Raw genomic sequence first — 15,043 nt, forward strand, 5'->3', positions numbered from 1 at the left:
CGTCGCGCGTTCATTCAAATCCGCAACGCAATCCATCCTGCATGAAAAACGGCCGGCGCGCATAACGCGACCGGCCGTTTGTCCGTTACCGCATTACTGCGGGTTCGGTTCGCCTTGCGGCGCGTCGTTCAGCAATGCCTTCGCCGACAGACGCACACGGCCCTTCTCATCCGTCTGGATGACCTTGACCTTCACCTGCTGACCATCCTTCAGATAGTCGTTGATGTCCTTGATGCGCTCGTTGGCGATCTCGGAGATGTGCAGCAGACCGTCCTTGCCCGGCAGGATGTTCACGATCGCGCCGAAATCGAGCAGCTTGAGCACGGTGCCTTCGTACACCTGACCCACTTCGACTTCCATCGTGATCGCTTCGATACGACGCTTCGCTTCGGCCATGCCTTCGCTGTTCGTGCTGGCGATCGTGACGACGCCGTCGTCCGAGATGTCGATCGTCGTGCCGGTTTCTTCGGTCAGCGCGCGGATCACCGAACCGCCCTTGCCGATCACGTCGCGGATCTTTTCCGGGTTGATCTTGATCGTGATCATGCGCGGTGCGAACTCCGACAGTTGCGTGTTCGCGCCCGACACCGCCGAGCTCATCTTGCCCAGGATGTGCATGCGGCCTTCCTTCGCCTGCGCGAGCGCGACCTGCATGATTTCCTTGGTGATGCCCTGGATCTTGATGTCCATCTGCAGCGCGGTCACGCCCTGCTCGGTACCCGCGACCTTGAAGTCCATGTCGCCGAGGTGATCTTCGTCGCCGAGGATGTCGGTCAGCACCGCGAAGCGGTTGCCTTCGAGGATCAGGCCCATTGCGATGCCGGCAACGTGCGCCTTCATCGGCACGCCGGCGTCCATCAGCGCGAGGCAGCCGCCGCACACCGAAGCCATCGACGAAGAACCGTTCGACTCGGTGATTTCCGACACCACGCGAATCGAGTAGCCGAATTCGTCGGCGCTCGGCAGGCATGCGACCAGCGCGCGCTTGGCGAGACGGCCGTGACCGATTTCACGGCGCTTCGGCGAACCGACGCGGCCGGTTTCGCCGGTCGCGAACGGGGGCATGTTGTAGTGGAGCATGAAGCGCTCGCGGTATTCGCCTTCGAGTGCGTCGATGTTTTGTTCGTCGCCCTTCGTGCCGAGCGTCGCGACCACCAGTGCCTGGGTCTCGCCGCGCGTGAACAGCGCCGAGCCGTGGGTACGCGGCAGCACGCCGGTGCGGATTTCGATCGGGCGCACGGTGCGCGTATCGCGGCCGTCGATACGCGGTTCGCCGTTCAGGATCTGGGTACGGACGATCTTCGCTTCGATGTCGAACAGCACGTTGCCGACGGTCGCCTTGTCGGCGGCCGCGGTGCCGGCTGCCGCCGCGTCTGCCTCGAGCTTCGCCGAGGTCGCTGCGTAGACTTCCTTCAGCTTGGTCGAACGCGCCTGCTTGTCGCGGATCTGGTAAGCCGCGAGCAGATCGGCTTGCGCGAGTTCCGTCACGCGCGCGATCAGCGCTTCGTTCTTCGCTGCCGGCTGCCAGTCCCACTCGGGCTTGCCGCCTTCGCGGACCAGTTCGTGGATTGTGTCGATCGCGGTTTGCATCTGCTCATGACCGAACACGACCGCGCCGAGCATCACTTCTTCGCTCAGCTGCTGCGCTTCCGATTCGACCATCAGCACCGCGCGCTCCGTACCGGCCACCACGAGGTCGAGCGCCGATTCCTTCATCTGCGCACGGGTCGGGTTCAGCACGTACTCGTTGTTGATGTAGGCCACGCGAGCCGCGCCGACCGGGCCGTTGAACGGCAGACCGGAGATCGCGAGCGCCGCCGACGCGCCGATCAGCGCGGGGATGTCGGCCGGAATTTCCGGATTCAGCGACAGCACGTGGATCACGACCTGGACTTCGTTGTAGAAGCCTTCCGGGAACAGCGGGCGCAGCGGACGGTCGATCAGGCGCGAGATCAGCGTCTCGCCTTCCGACGGACGGCCTTCGCGGCGGAAGAAGCCGCCCGGGATCTTGCCGGCGGCGTAGGTCTTTTCGAGGTAATCGACGGTCAGCGGGAAGAAGTCCTGACCCGGCTTGGCGGTCTTCGCGCCGACCACGGTCGCGAGCACCACGGTGTCTTCGACGTCGACGATCACCGCACCGCTCGCCTGGCGAGCGACTTCACCGGTTTCGAGGCGGACGTTATGCTGCCCCCACTTAAATTCTTTGACGATCTTGTTGAACATAGTCATTGCTTTTCCTCATCGTAATGCCGCGCGGACCGGAAGCGGCGCGGCAACGCCGGGACCGGCGCCGCATGGGAAGAGTCGTGTTATGCCATTCCAGAGAGCCACGCGCCGAACCGACTGCGCGCGAACCGCTGGAATGACACAAAACTCCGCCCTGAAGCCCGGCCATGTTTCTGTCACTGCTGTACTGCGTGTTCTGCTATGGGTACTGCCTTGCCTGGATACGCCGCGCAAACCGGCCTGCACCGCGTATCGCAGGCGCGGCGCGCATCACATGAAGCGCGCCGCGCAAAAACAAAATGCCTGTATCAGCGATAACTGACACAGGCATCTTGCTGAACGACTGGCCGATTACTTACGCAGACCCAGCTTCTCGATCAGGCTGCGGTAGCGATCCGCGTCCTTGCCCTTCAGGTAGTCGAGCAGCTTGCGGCGGCGGCTCACCATGCGCAGCAGACCGCGGCGGCTGTGGTGATCCTTCGTATGCTCCTTGAAGTGAGCGGTCAGTTCGTTGATGCGGGTCGTGAGCAGCGCGACCTGAACTTCGGGGGAGCCGGTGTCGTTGGCTGCGCGTGCGAATTGCGCGACGACTTCGGATTTCTTGCTGGCGTCAACTGCGGACATGTCGATTTCCTTAATAACTGAACAGGCGGTCACGGAAGAAAGGCCGTGCCGTGGAATACCCGTGCTTTTTCACATTTACTACTGCTTCGTTGCTTCCCGTTGCCGGCCGGGTTTTCGACTTATGCGAGACCTTGCCCGATAACGGGACGCGTATTGTAGCACAGGCGCTTTACGCCGCGAACCCACGGCCGGCGCCTGCGTTACGGCCGCCGCATCCGGCATACGGTCGGTAGCACCGTGCGCTCGGCCGGCAGCGCAAGCACCGTACGGAAGCCATAGCCGGAGCCTTCGTTGTCGAAGCGCACACCCGGCGTGCCCGCCTTGTCCATCTCCATCACATACAGGGGTTGGATCAGTTGATGGTCGTCCGCGCGCATCCACGATGCGTGAAAGCCGTTGTCGAAGCGGATGCCTTCGAGCGCCTTTGCGACCGCGGTCGGATCGGCGCTGCCCGCGCGGTTCATCGCGGCGGCTAGCGTTTCGATCATCAGCGGCATGCGCAGCACCGGGTAGTCGTCCTGAGCGGCCGGGAAGCGCGCGCGGAAGGCCGCGTACCACGCGTCGGAGGCCGCGCCGCCGGCGTTCGGATGCCAGTCGGCGACCGCAATCACGTGACCGACGCCCGCGTCGCCGAGCGCGGCGGGCGCGCCGAGGCTGTTGCCGTAGAACGTGTAGAACTTGATGTCGAGGCCCTGTTCGCGCGCCGCCTTCACCAGCAGCGTCAGGTCGTTGCCCCAGTTGCCGGTAATCACCGCGTCGGCGCCGCTCGCGCGAATCTTCGCGATATAGGGCGCGAAGTCCTTCACACGGCCGATCGGATGAAACTCGTCGCCGACTACCGTGATGTCCGGGCGCTTCGTGCCGAGCGTCGAACGCGCAAGGCTGCTGACGTCGTGGCCGAAACTGTAGTCCTGGTTCAGCAGATAGACCTTCTTCACCGCCTTGTCGCGCTGGATCACGTCGGCCAGCGCGACCATCCGCATGCCCGCGTGCGCGTCGAAACGGAAATGCCAGAAGCTGCAGCTCGCGTTAGTCAGCGCGGGATCGTCGGCGGAATAGTTCAGGAACAGTTCGCGGTTGTCCGGCTCGCGGCTGTTCTGCTTGTCGATCGCGCCGAGCAGCGCGGCCGCGACCGCCGAGCCGTTGCCCTGCAGGATGTAGCCGATATGGCGGTCGGCGGCCGCGCGCAGCTGCGTCAACGCCTCCTCGGTGCTGCCTTTGCTGTCGAACACGACGAGCTCGAGCGGGTGCGCGCCGTCCGCGAGCTTCACGCCGCCGTGCGCATTGACCTGCTCGACGCCGAAGCGCAGATTGCGCTCGACCGCCGCGCCCGCGTTCGCGAACGGCCCGGACATCCCTTCGATCAGCGCGAGGCGGATCGGCGTGCCGGCCGGTTTGCCGGCGGCCGGCGCCGATGCGGTCGCCGTCGGCGCGGCCGTGGCCGCGCTCGCCACCTGAGCGGCGCCTGCCGCCAGCGCCATCGAAATCGCGCTCAACGCAAGCGCTGCCGTCCGTTGCCACATCGCCATCATGGGTCCCGCCTGAATCTTTCGAAGCGCGGATCATAGGACGCCGCACCGGGAATAGGCAAGCCGGCGGCGCCGTCGCCGTTGCCGTTCCCGTTGCGAGGGGCGCTCATGCGCGCGCCGCGTTCCCAGCGCCTCGGTATCGCGCCCGGTTCTTTTGCCGTAACGCATGTCAGAATATTGCGGCTCGACATAACAACCGCTACTCGAACGCCCATCGGAGGAATCCATGCCGAACCGCCCTCGCCGCACGGCGGCCTCTGTCGCAACGCCCACCGGCGCCCGGCTGCGCCGCGCCGCGCTGGTCGGCCTGAGCGTGCTCGCGCTCGCCGGCTGCGCGCAGCCCTGGCAGCAATACAACCAGGGCGCGGACGCGTCGACGGTCGTCGCGCGCCTCGGTCCGCCGCGCGAAGTCTACGATCTGCCCGACGGCGGCAAGCGCCTGATGTGGCCGACCCAGCCGATGGGCGAAACCACCACCGCCGCCGACATCGACGCGGCCGGCAAGATCGTCACCGTGCGCCAGGTGCTGCAGCCCAGCGAGTTCTACCGCGCCGAGATCGGCAAATGGACGCGCAGCGACGTGCTGGTCAATTTCGGCCGGCCGGTCGAGACCTCGTACTTCCCGCTGATGAAGCGCGAGGTCTGGACCTATCGCTATCTCGAAGACAACGTCTGGTACATGCTGTACAGCTTCTACTTCGACGACCAGGGGATCCTGCGGACCACGCAGAAAACACCCGACCCGCTGCACGATCCGGATCGGCGCAGTCTGTTCTGAGTGACGCTAGCTCTTCGTCCGCGTAGGAAAAAAATTTAACAAAGCCGCCTTTCACAGGCGGCTTTTTTATTTTTTTAACATTCACGCGAATTTTTATATGACTCTCGTCAATTATTTTCTGGTAGAAAGCTGGTTGTAATTTATCAGTCGACCGCGGTCCACCCCGCGCCTGCATGGTCACAGTCGTGCTCGCAAACCGCATCGACGTGTCTTTCTAACGGGAGTCGCTCCGATGAACCGTCCCAAACAACTGCTGGTCGCCAACGTCGCGTGGGCACATGAAACTGCCACGCGCGACCCGGGCTTTTTTCGCGATCTGGAACGTGGGCAGAATCCGCACGTGCTGTGGATCGGCTGCTCGGACAGCCGGGTGCCCGCCGAAACGATCACCCATTGCGAGCCCGGCGACCTGTTCCTTCATCGCAACATCGCCAATCTGTTCGACCCCGCCGACGACAACTCCGCCAGCGTCCTCGAATACGCGGTGCGGGTGCTCAAGGTCGGCCACGTGATCGTCTGCGGCCACTATGGCTGCGGCGGCGTGCGCGCGGCGCTGCTGCCGCCGAACCCCGAGTTGCCGCACGTGAACCGGCGCATCAGGCCGCTGTGCGCGCTCGCGCAAGCGCATCACGCGGAGCTGGCCGGCGAGACCGTCGAATCGAAGCGCGTGGACCGGCTCGCCGAGCTGAACGTGCTCGAACAGGTGCGCCAGCTGCGCGCGCACCCGCTGGTGCGCGAAGCCGATCCCGCGCCGCTCGTGCACGGGTGGGTCTTCAAACTCGACGACGGGCGCCTGAAGGTGCTGACCTCCGGCTACGCCGCCGACGACGCGATGACCTGTACCACCACCGCCCACAGCGCGGGCTAGCGCGCCGCCGCGCATCGCCCATTCCTGTTCCGTTCGACCCGCGGCGAGCGCCGACAGCGCGATCGTTCGTCGTCCGCCGCCCTACCTCCGGTTCTTCGACACCATGAACACTGAACGCTTTTTCTCCACGCTCCAGCGCGATCTGCTGGCCGGCACGGTGGTTTTTCTCGTCGCGTTGCCGTTATGTCTCGGCATCGCCCACGCGTCGGGCGTCGATCCGTTCGCGGGACTCGTGTCCGGCATCATCGGCGGGCTGGTGGTGGCCGCGCTGAGCGGCTCGCGTCTGAGCGTGAGCGGGCCGGCCGCCGGCCTCGTCGTGATTGTCGTCGACGGCATCGCGCGGCTCGGCAGCTTTTCCGCGTTTCTGCTCGCCGTGCTGCTGTCCGGCGCGCTGCAGTTCGGGTTCGGCATGCTGAAGGCCGGCCGGCTTGCAGGCTATGTGCCGTCGCCGGTCATCAAGGGGATGCTGGCGGCGATCGGCGTGCTGCTGATCGTCAAGCAGTTCCCGGCCGCGCTCGGTCTCGGCGACGCCGATGCGGTCGCGCACTCGGCGGCCGCGGTGGCCGTGCCATTCGGTTCAATCTCGCTGATCGCGATCCTGATCGCGCTGCTGTCGCTCGCGATTCTCGCCGGTTGGGAAACCCGCGCACTGCGCCGCTTCGTGCTGGTGCGGCTGATACCGTCGCCGCTCGCGGTGGTGCTGCTCGGCATCGGCGCGACGCTGGCGCTGAAGCTCGTCGCGCCGTCGTTCGCGCTGCCCGCCGAAGGTCTGGTCGCGCTGCCGTCGCTCGGCTCGCTGGCCGCGTTGCAGTCCGCGCTCGAATTCGCGGACTTCGGCCCACGCTTCGCGCAGCTCGCCAATCCCGACATCTGGCGCGTCGCGATCACGCTGGCGATCGTCGCGAGCCTCGAGACGCTGCTGAGCCTCGAAGCGGTCCAGCAGATCGATCCCGAGCGCCGTCACGCGCCGCCCGATCGCGAGCTCAAGGCGCAGGGCGTCGGCAATCTGATCGCGGGCGTGCTCGGCGGCTTGCCGATCACGTCGGTGATCGTGCGCAGTTCCGCCAACGTGTACGCGGGCGGCAAGAGCCGGCTGTCGGCGATCGTCCACGGCGTGCTGTTGCTCGTCAGCGTGTTCGCGCTCACCGAAGTGATCAACCTGATCCCGCTCGCCTGCCTCGCCGCGATCCTGATCTTCACCGGCTTCAAACTCGCGAAGCCGTCTCTGTTCATCGCGGTCGCGCGGCAAGGTTTCGCGCCGTTCGCACCGTTCATCGTGACGCTGGTCGGCGTGCTCGCCACCGATCTGCTGATCGGCATCGCGCTCGGCATCCTGTGCAGCGTGCTGCTCGCGCTGTACGCGAACCTGCGCGGCCCGATCGTGCTTGCGCAGCACGGCGATCACTATCTGCTGTCGTTCCGCAAGGACGTGTCGTTTCTCGGCAAGGTGTCGTTCAAGCGCTATCTGCAGCAGATTCCCGACGGCGCGACGGTGATCGTCGATGCGACCCGCGCCGATTTCGTCGATCACGACGTGCGCGAGCTGCTCGACGATTTCGTCGACGCGGCGCCGCGCCGTGGGATTGCCGTCGAGGTTCGCTATCAGCCGCGCGCGCAGGCGAACGCGCAGCGCGGCTGGTGGCTGCGCAGGACCGCATCGGAATAATCGCCGTCAGTAGCAACAAAAAAGCCCCGCGTCAGAGCACTGGCGCGGGGCTTTTTTATCGAGCTGGAAACGTCAGCCGACGCGCTGCTCGCGCGCCGCGTTGCGTCATTACACGGGCATCACTCCGAACGCTGCGGATTGAGTTTGCCCGCATTCGAATACAGCTTGTTGAGCGCGGAGAAATACGCCTTTGCCGAGGCCGCGACGATATCCGGATCGGTGCCGACGCCATTGACGATGCGCCCGCTCTTCGACAGCCGCACGGTCACCTCGCCCTGCGCCTGGGTGCCGGTCGTGATCGCGTTCACCGAGTACAGCAGCAGCTCTGAGCCGCTGCCCACTTCCGTTTCGATCGCGTTGAGCGTCGCGTCGACCGGGCCGTTGCCGCGCGCCTCGCCGGTAATCTCCTTGCCTTCGACCGAGAACACCACCTTCGCGTGCGGCTGCTCGCCGGTCTCCGAATGCTGCGCCATCGACAGGAACTTGTAGTGCTCCTTTTCATGCGCTTCCGCCGATTCCTCGTTGACGATCGCGATGATGTCTTCGTCGAAGATCTCGGCCTTGCGGTCGGCCAGCTCCTTGAAGCGCGCGAACGCGGCGTTCAGTTCGGCTTCGCTGTCGAGCGCGATGCCCAGTTCCTGCAGCCGCTGCTTGAACGCGTTGCGGCCCGACAGCTTGCCGAGCACGATCTTGTTCGCGGTCCAGCCCACGTCTTCGGCGCGCATGATTTCGTAGGTGTCGCGCGCCTTCAGCACGCCGTCCTGGTGGATGCCCGACGCGTGCGCGAACGCGTTCGCGCCGACCACCGCCTTGTTCGGCTGCACGACGAAACCGGTGATCTGCGATACGAGCTTCGAGGCCGGCACGATCTGCGTGGTGTCGAGGCCGATGTCGAGGCCGAAATAGTCCTTGCGGGTCTTCACCGCCATCACGATTTCTTCGAGCGAGGTATTGCCCGCGCGCTCGCCGAGCCCGTTGATCGTGCATTCGACCTGGCGCGCGCCGCCGATCTGCACGCCCGCGAGCGAGTTCGCGACCGCCATGCCGAGGTCGTTATGGCAGTGCACCGAGAACACCGCCTTGTGCGAGTTCGGGATGCGCTCGCGCAGCGTCTTGACGAGCTGGCCGTACAGTTCCGGCACGCCGTAACCGACCGTGTCCGCGATGTTGATGGTGGTCGCGCCCTCGGCGATCACCGCCTCCAGCACGCGGCACAGGAAATCCATGTCCGAGCGGCTGCCGTCTTCCGGAGAAAATTCGACGTCGTCGGTGAACTTGCGCGCGAACCGCACCGCGAGCTTCGCCTGCTCGAACACCTGATCCGGCGTCATGCGCAGCTTCTTCTCCATATGCAGCGGCGACGTCGCGATGAACGTGTGAATGCGGAACTGGTCGGCCGGCTTGAGCGCGTCGGCGGCGCGCTGGATGTCCTTGTCGTTCGCGCGGGCGAGCGAGCAGATCCTGCTGTCCTTGACGAGGCCCGCGATCGTCTGGATCGCGTCGAAGTCGCCGTTCGAGCTTGCGGCGAAACCGGCCTCGATCACGTCGACTTTCATCCGCTCGAGCTGCTTCGCGATGCGAATCTTTTCTTCCTTCGTCATCGATGCGCCGGGCGACTGCTCGCCGTCACGCAAGGTGGTGTCGAAAATGATGAGTTTGTCGGACATGTCGGGCTCCTCGGGGTCGTTCGGATAGGGGGACGAATATTGGTATTCGAAGATTGGCGCGGCTGCAGGCGCGGCCGCAGACGCCGCTGCTGGCGACGCAGCGCGAGCGCGACGAGCGCGGCCGGAGCGGCCGGCGGACAGCAGCGCAAAAGCGGGAACGATGCATGATGGCGCGGCGCAGCGAACGCCCCGGCAGTCAGGCTCGTTCGACCACGCGGACGCACTTGATCCGACGACTATAGCGAGATTCCAGTGGCCATGCAATGCGCGTCCGGGCTCTCTGAAAACGCCGTGCGACGCCCATCCGCGGCACCCGAAATCCGCCCTCCAGCAATGAAAAACGGCAGCCCGAAGGCTGCCGTTTTGGGTGCTACGCGAGCAAGCGCCGCTCAAGCGGTGACCGCAAACCTCAGCGGTCGTGCGACATCGAACGCGCCGGGTTGGCTTTGCCGCGCACCGCCTGATACGCCCAGAACACATAGCCGGACAGGCCGTACAGCACGAACAGGCCGAACAGCATCAGCGGCGGATCGGACGACACCAGCACGAACGCGACCACCACCAGCAGGATCACGCCGAACGGCACCCGGTGCCGCACGTCGAGCGCCTTGCCGCTGTAGAACGGCGCGTTCGACACCATCGTCACGCCCGCATAGATGGTCAGCACGAACGCGACCCACGGCAGCCAGACGAGCTTGAGCGGCACGCGGTTGTCGGTGGCGAGCCACACGAAGCCGGCGATCAGCGCGGCGGCGGCCGGGCTCGGCATCCCTTGGAAGAACCGCTTGTCGACTACGCCGATGTTGGTGTTGAAACGCGCGAGCCGCAGCGCCGCGCCCGCGCAGTAGACGAACGCCGCGAGCCAGCCCCAGCGCCCGAGGTCCTTCAGGATCCACTCGTACATCACGAGCGCGGGCGCGACGCCGAACGACACCATGTCCGACAGGCTGTCGAACTGTTCGCCGAACGCGCTTTGCGTATGCGTCATTCGCGCGACGCGGCCGTCCATGCCGTCGAGCACCATCGCAACGAAAATTGCAATCGCCGCGATCTCGAAGCGCACGTTCATCGCCTGCACGACGGCGAAAAATCCGCAGAACAACGCCGCGGTGGTGAACGCGTTCGGCAGCAGATAGATGCCGCGCTTTCTGAGGAACTGCTGGCGCTGCGCGCGCCGGCTTTCGGCGACCGGCGAGTCCGTCACCACCGGCGGCTTGTTGCGGCGAAACGGCCGCGGCAGCGGACCGCTGCTGCGGGGGCGACGCGGTTTGAATGCGGCCATTCGGACAACCTCCTGTATGCCGCTTTACAGCTCGGCGAGGATCGTCGACGACGCCGACACCTTCTCGCCGATCGACACACGCGGACGGCTGCCGACCGGCAGATACACGTCGACGCGCGAACCGAAGCGGATGAAGCCATAGCGCTGGCCGCGAGTGAGCGGCTCGCCCGCACGCACATAGCACAGAATGCGCCGCGCGATCAGACCGGCGATCTGCACCGACGTCACCGTCTGGCCGCCGGCCATCTCGATCACCACCGCATTGCGCTCGTTTTCGGTCGAAGCTTTATCCACCGCCGCGTTCAGATACGCGCCCGGGAAGTACTCGACCTTCGAGATCGCGCCGTCGACCGGCGAGCGTTGCGAGTGCACGTTGAACACGTTCATGAACACGCTGATCTTCAGCGCTTCGCGATTCGCATACGGATCGTGGGCGGTTTCGACCGCGACGATGCGGCCGTCGGCCGGGCACAGCACCGCGTTGGCCTGGGTCGGAATCGGCCGGGCCGGGTCGCGGAAGAATTGCACGACGAAGATCAGGAGGAGCCAGAAAATCCACGCAATGCCGAACCCCGCGAACGCGTGAACCAGTAAGGCAACGACAGCCGCGATGGCGATGAACGGCCAGCCTTCTCGCGCGATGATCGGATGAGGGTAATTCATGGATTGGCTTCTGTGTTTTTGTAAAACCGTAGGATAGCAAAAGCCGCCCAGGGTTCAGCACCCTTGGACGGCTTTTTGACTCATCCGGCCGCCATGCGAACGCACGGCGCCGGATTTCGCGACGTGAATACGCTTAGTTCTTCGACTGGTCGACCAGCTTGTTCTTCGCGATCCACGGCATCATCGCGCGCAGCTTCGAACCGACCTGTTCGATCTGGTGCTCGGCCGTCAGGCGACGGCGCGATTGCAGCGTCGGTGCGCCAGCCTTATTTTCGAGGATGAAGCTCTTCGCGTACTCGCCGGTCTGGATGTCGGTCAGCACGGCCTTCATCGCCTTCTTCGTTTCAGCCGTCACGATGCGCGGACCCGTCACGTACTCGCCGTACTCGGCGTTGTTCGAGATCGAGTAGTTCATGTTCGCGATGCCGCCTTCGTAGATCAGGTCGACGATCAGCTTCAGTTCGTGCAGGCACTCGAAGTACGCCATTTCCGGCGCGTAGCCAGCTTCGACCAGCGTTTCGAAACCCGCCTTGATCAGGTCGACGGTACCGCCGCACAGAACAGCCTGTTCGCCGAACAGGTCGGTTTCGGTTTCTTCGCGGAAGTTCGTTTCGATGATGCCGGCACGGCCGCCGCCGTTTGCCGCTGCGTACGACAGAGCGATGTCACGCGCCGCGCCCGACTTGTCTTGCGCAACCGCGATCAGGTGCGGCACGCCGCCACCTTGCGAGTAGGTGCCGCGAACCGTGTGGCCCGGTGCCTTCGGAGCGATCATGATCACGTCCAGATCCGCGCGCGGGATCACCTGGCCGTAGTGAACGTTGAAGCCGTGCGCGAACGCGAGGGCTGCGCCCTGCTTGATGTTCGCGTGCACTTCCTTCGCGTACACGTCGGCGATCTGCTCGTCCGGCAGCAGCATCATGACGACGTCAGCGCCCTTGACCGCTTCCGCGACTTCCTTGACCTGCAGACCGGCGTTCTCAGCCTTGCTCCACGATGCGCCGCCCTTGCGCAGACCGACCGTGATGTTCACGCCGCTTTCCTTCAGGTTCAGCGCGTGCGCATGGCCTTGCGAGCCATAGCCGATGATGGTGACCTGCTTGCCCTTGATGAGGGAGAGATCGGCGTCCTTGTCGTAGAAAACTTTCATGTCGGTTCCTTGGCTAAATTCGATGATTCAGAGAAATTCAGGTACTGCGAATGTGGTACTACGGCCGGGCTGCCTGATGCCGTGCCGCCCGGCTGTGCGATCGTGACGTCAAACCTTCAGAATACGCTCGCCGCGACCGATGCCCGAGCTGCCCGTGCGGACCGTTTCGAGAATCGCCGTGGAGTCGAGCCCCTCGATGAAGGCGTCGAGCTTGTCGCTCGCCCCCGTCAGTTCGATCGTGTAGGTCTTTTCGGTGACGTCGATGATGCGGCCGCGGAAAATATCCGACATCCGCTTCATTTCCTCACGTTCCTTGCCGACCGCCCTCACCTTGATCAGCATCAGCTCGCGTTCGATGTGGGCGCCCTCGGTAAGGTCGACCACTTTCACCACCTCGATCAGGCGGTTCAGATGCTTCGTGATCTGTTCGATCACGTCGTCCGAGCCAATGGAGACGATGGTCATGCGCGACAGCGAACGGTCTTCGGTCGGAGCCACCGTCAAGGTTTCAATGTTGTAGCCGCGTGCCGAAAACAGACCCACCACGCGCGAGAGCGCGCCCGGTTCGTTTTCCAGCAGCACAGAAATGATGTGTCTCATGTTTCGCTTCTTCCAGATGTTGTGTCGATGTCTGCGAGCGGCGGGCGCCGCTTCGTCCGCCCCCGCCTTTCGTGAAGGCGTGCATGACGAAGCCGGCGCCGGGGTTACCCCGGCGCGCCGTCGTTATAGATCTTCCGAACCCAGCAGCATCTCGGTGATGCCCTTGCCGGCCTGGACCATCGGCCAGACGTTTTCGGTCGGATCGGTCTGGAAGTCGAGAAACACGCAGCGATCTTTCAGGCGCAGCGCTTCCTTCAGCGCCGGCTCGACGTCGGCGGTGCGCTCGATGCGCATGCCGACATGGCCGTACGCTTCGGCGAGCTTCACGAAGTCGGGCAGCGCATCCATATAGGAATGCGAATAACGCTTGCTGTATTCGATCTGCTGCCACTGGCGCACCATGCCCAGATAGCGGTTGTTCAGCGACAGAATCTTGATCGGCAGATCGTACTGCTTGCAGGTCGACAGCTCCTGAATGCACATCTGGATCGAGCCTTCGCCGGTGATGCACAGCACGTCGTCGTCCGGGTGAGCCATCTTCGCGCCCATCGCCGCCGGCAGGCCGAAGCCCATCGTGCCGAGGCCGCCGGAGTTGATCCAGCGACGCGGCTTGTTGAAGCGATAGAACTGCGCGGCCCACATCTGGTGCTGGCCGACGTCGGAGCAGACGAACGCGTTGCCGTCGGTCAGCTCCCACGCCTTTTCCACCACGTACTGCGGCTTGATGATGTCGCTCTTGCGGTCGAACTTCAGGCAGTCTTTCGAGCGCCAGCCTTCGATGTCCTTCCACCAGTCGGCGAGCGCCGCGGTGTCCGGGCCATGCTCGGCCGTCTGCAACTGCTCGATCAGCTCCTTCAGCACTTCCTTCACGTCGCCGACGATCGGAATGTCGACCTTCACGCGCTTGGAAATCGAGGAAGGATCGATGTCGATATGGATGATCTTGCGCGGCCGCGACGCGAAATGGTTCGGATCGCCGATCACCCGGTCGTCGAAGCGCGCACCGATCGCGATCAGCACGTCGCAGTGCTGCATCGCCATGTTGGCTTCGTAGGTGCCGTGCATGCCGAGCATGCCGAGGAATTTCTTGTCGCTCGCGCGATAGCCGCCCAGCCCCATCAGCGTGTTGGTGACCGGGTAGCCGAGCAGATCGGCGAACTGGTTCAGCTCACGCGACGCATCCGCGAGGATGATGCCGCCGCCGGTATAGATGTACGGGCGCTTGGCCGACAGCAGCAGCGACACCGCCTTGCGGATCTGACCGGAATGGCCCTTGGTGACAGGGTTATACGAGCGCAGCGACACGCTCTTGACCGGTTCGTACTGGCACGGCGCCTTCGACACGTCCTTCGGAATGTCGATCAGCACCGGGCCGGGACGGCCGGTACGGGCGATATAGAAAGCTTTCTTGACGGTGGCGGCGAGATCGCGCACGTCCTTCACGAGGAAGTTGTGCTTCACGCAGGGACGCGTGATGCCGACCGTGTCGCATTCCTGGAAAGCGTCCTGACCGATCGCGGCCGTCGGCACCTGGCCGCTGATCACGACCATCGGAATCGAATCCATGTACGCGGTCGCGATGCCGGTCACCGCATTGGTGACGCCGGGGCCGGAGGTGACGAGACACACGCCCACCTTGCCGGTGGAACGCGCATAGGCATCGGCAGCATGCACGGCGGCCTGTTCGTGGCGCACCAGCACGTGCTGGAATTTGTCCTGCTTATACAGCTCGTCGTAAATGTAGAGTACCGAGCCGCCGGGATAGCCCCAGATGAACTCGACGTCTTCGTCGGCCAGTGCTTTCATGAGCACGGTGGCGCCGATAGAGTCTGCTTCGTGTGGGGGGGTCGTATCCGACGTGGAGAATTCCGCGCTGGGCATATTCATTGTTTGACCTTTCGAATTTTCGGCAAAAAATTGATCGGGTGCTCTCTGCCGGGCTCGTGACTCGGGTTCAAGCGGCGCGTCCAGTTGACAGGTGGGCTTCTTG

General features: G+C 64.3%; 13 protein-coding genes. 4 read left to right on the forward strand and 9 right to left on the reverse strand.

Translation table 11 applies throughout. From position 1 onward, the window contains the following. Nucleotides 1-93: 93 nt before the first annotated feature. Nucleotides 94-2,229: a polyribonucleotide nucleotidyltransferase gene (gene pnp / locus LJ656_RS31545; protein WP_230513380.1), complete on the reverse strand. Its 2,136-nt coding sequence runs from the start codon at nt 2,227-2,229 to the stop codon at nt 94-96. 133 nt (nt 2,230-2,362) lie between these two features. Between pnp and LJ656_RS31550 the strand changes: the two genes are divergently transcribed. Next, the gene (locus tag LJ656_RS31550; RefSeq protein ID WP_230513381.1) at nt 2,363-2,548 is read left to right on the forward strand and encodes a hypothetical protein; all 186 of its coding nucleotides are present in this window, start codon (nt 2,363-2,365) and stop codon (nt 2,546-2,548) included. Nucleotides 2,549-2,577: 29 nt separating this feature from the next. On the opposite strand, the gene rpsO is transcribed toward LJ656_RS31550, so the two are convergent. Both rpsO and LJ656_RS31560 read right to left on the reverse strand, forming a co-directional pair. Beyond that, a complete protein-coding gene (gene rpsO / locus LJ656_RS31555) occupies nt 2,578-2,850 on the reverse strand; it encodes a 30S ribosomal protein S15 (RefSeq protein ID WP_075296464.1) in 273 nt (90 codons plus the stop codon). 200 nt (nt 2,851-3,050) lie between these two features. Continuing rightward, the gene (locus LJ656_RS31560) at nt 3,051-4,382 is read right to left on the reverse strand and encodes a branched-chain amino acid ABC transporter substrate-binding protein (RefSeq protein ID WP_230513382.1); all 1,332 of its coding nucleotides are present in this window, start codon (nt 4,380-4,382) and stop codon (nt 3,051-3,053) included. Nucleotides 4,383-4,605: 223 nt separating this feature from the next. On the opposite strand from LJ656_RS31560, the gene LJ656_RS31565 reads away from it, so the two are divergent. The 3 genes from LJ656_RS31565 (at nt 4,606) to LJ656_RS31575 (ending at nt 7,691) form a co-directional block, all read left to right on the forward strand. Next, nucleotides 4,606-5,157: a hypothetical protein gene (locus LJ656_RS31565; protein ID WP_230513383.1), complete on the forward strand. Its 552-nt coding sequence runs from the start codon at nt 4,606-4,608 to the stop codon at nt 5,155-5,157. A 232-nt stretch (nt 5,158-5,389) separates the two neighbouring features. Continuing rightward, on the forward strand, nt 5,390-6,025 hold the full coding sequence (locus LJ656_RS31570) for a carbonic anhydrase (RefSeq protein ID WP_230513384.1): 636 nt from the start codon (nt 5,390-5,392) through the stop codon (nt 6,023-6,025). 103 nt (nt 6,026-6,128) lie between these two features. Next, the gene (locus tag LJ656_RS31575; RefSeq protein WP_230513385.1) at nt 6,129-7,691 is read left to right on the forward strand and encodes a SulP family inorganic anion transporter; all 1,563 of its coding nucleotides are present in this window, start codon (nt 6,129-6,131) and stop codon (nt 7,689-7,691) included. Nucleotides 7,692-7,810: 119 nt separating this feature from the next. Here LJ656_RS31575 and LJ656_RS31580 read toward each other — a convergent pair whose 3' ends face one another. The 6 genes from LJ656_RS31580 to LJ656_RS31605 form a co-directional block, all read right to left on the reverse strand. Further along, a complete protein-coding gene (locus LJ656_RS31580) occupies nt 7,811-9,358 on the reverse strand; it encodes a 2-isopropylmalate synthase (RefSeq protein WP_230513386.1) in 1,548 nt (515 codons plus the stop codon). 409 nt (nt 9,359-9,767) lie between these two features. Further along, nucleotides 9,768-10,640, reverse strand: coding sequence for a CDP-diacylglycerol--serine O-phosphatidyltransferase (gene pssA / locus LJ656_RS31585; RefSeq protein ID WP_230513387.1), 873 nt, complete (start codon nt 10,638-10,640; stop codon nt 9,768-9,770). A gap of 24 nt (nt 10,641-10,664) precedes the next feature. Further along, entirely contained in the window at nt 10,665-11,303 is a 639-nt protein-coding gene (locus tag LJ656_RS31590) for a phosphatidylserine decarboxylase (protein WP_169499343.1), read from the reverse strand. A 133-nt stretch (nt 11,304-11,436) separates the two neighbouring features. Next, the gene (gene ilvC, locus LJ656_RS31595; RefSeq protein ID WP_075296448.1) at nt 11,437-12,453 is read right to left on the reverse strand and encodes a ketol-acid reductoisomerase; all 1,017 of its coding nucleotides are present in this window, start codon (nt 12,451-12,453) and stop codon (nt 11,437-11,439) included. Between the two features lie 108 nt (nt 12,454-12,561). After that, complete coding sequence (ilvN, locus tag LJ656_RS31600) at nt 12,562-13,053, reverse strand: acetolactate synthase small subunit (RefSeq protein ID WP_025602412.1); 492 nt, start codon at nt 13,051-13,053, stop codon at nt 12,562-12,564. Between the two features lie 123 nt (nt 13,054-13,176). Continuing rightward, on the reverse strand, nt 13,177-14,940 hold the full coding sequence (locus LJ656_RS31605) for an acetolactate synthase 3 catalytic subunit (RefSeq protein ID WP_230513388.1): 1,764 nt from the start codon (nt 14,938-14,940) through the stop codon (nt 13,177-13,179). Nucleotides 14,941-15,043 lie beyond the last annotated feature (103 nt).

The organism is Paraburkholderia sejongensis (genome assembly GCF_020880815.1).
Lineage (GTDB): Bacteria > Pseudomonadota > Gammaproteobacteria > Burkholderiales > Burkholderiaceae > Paraburkholderia > Paraburkholderia sejongensis.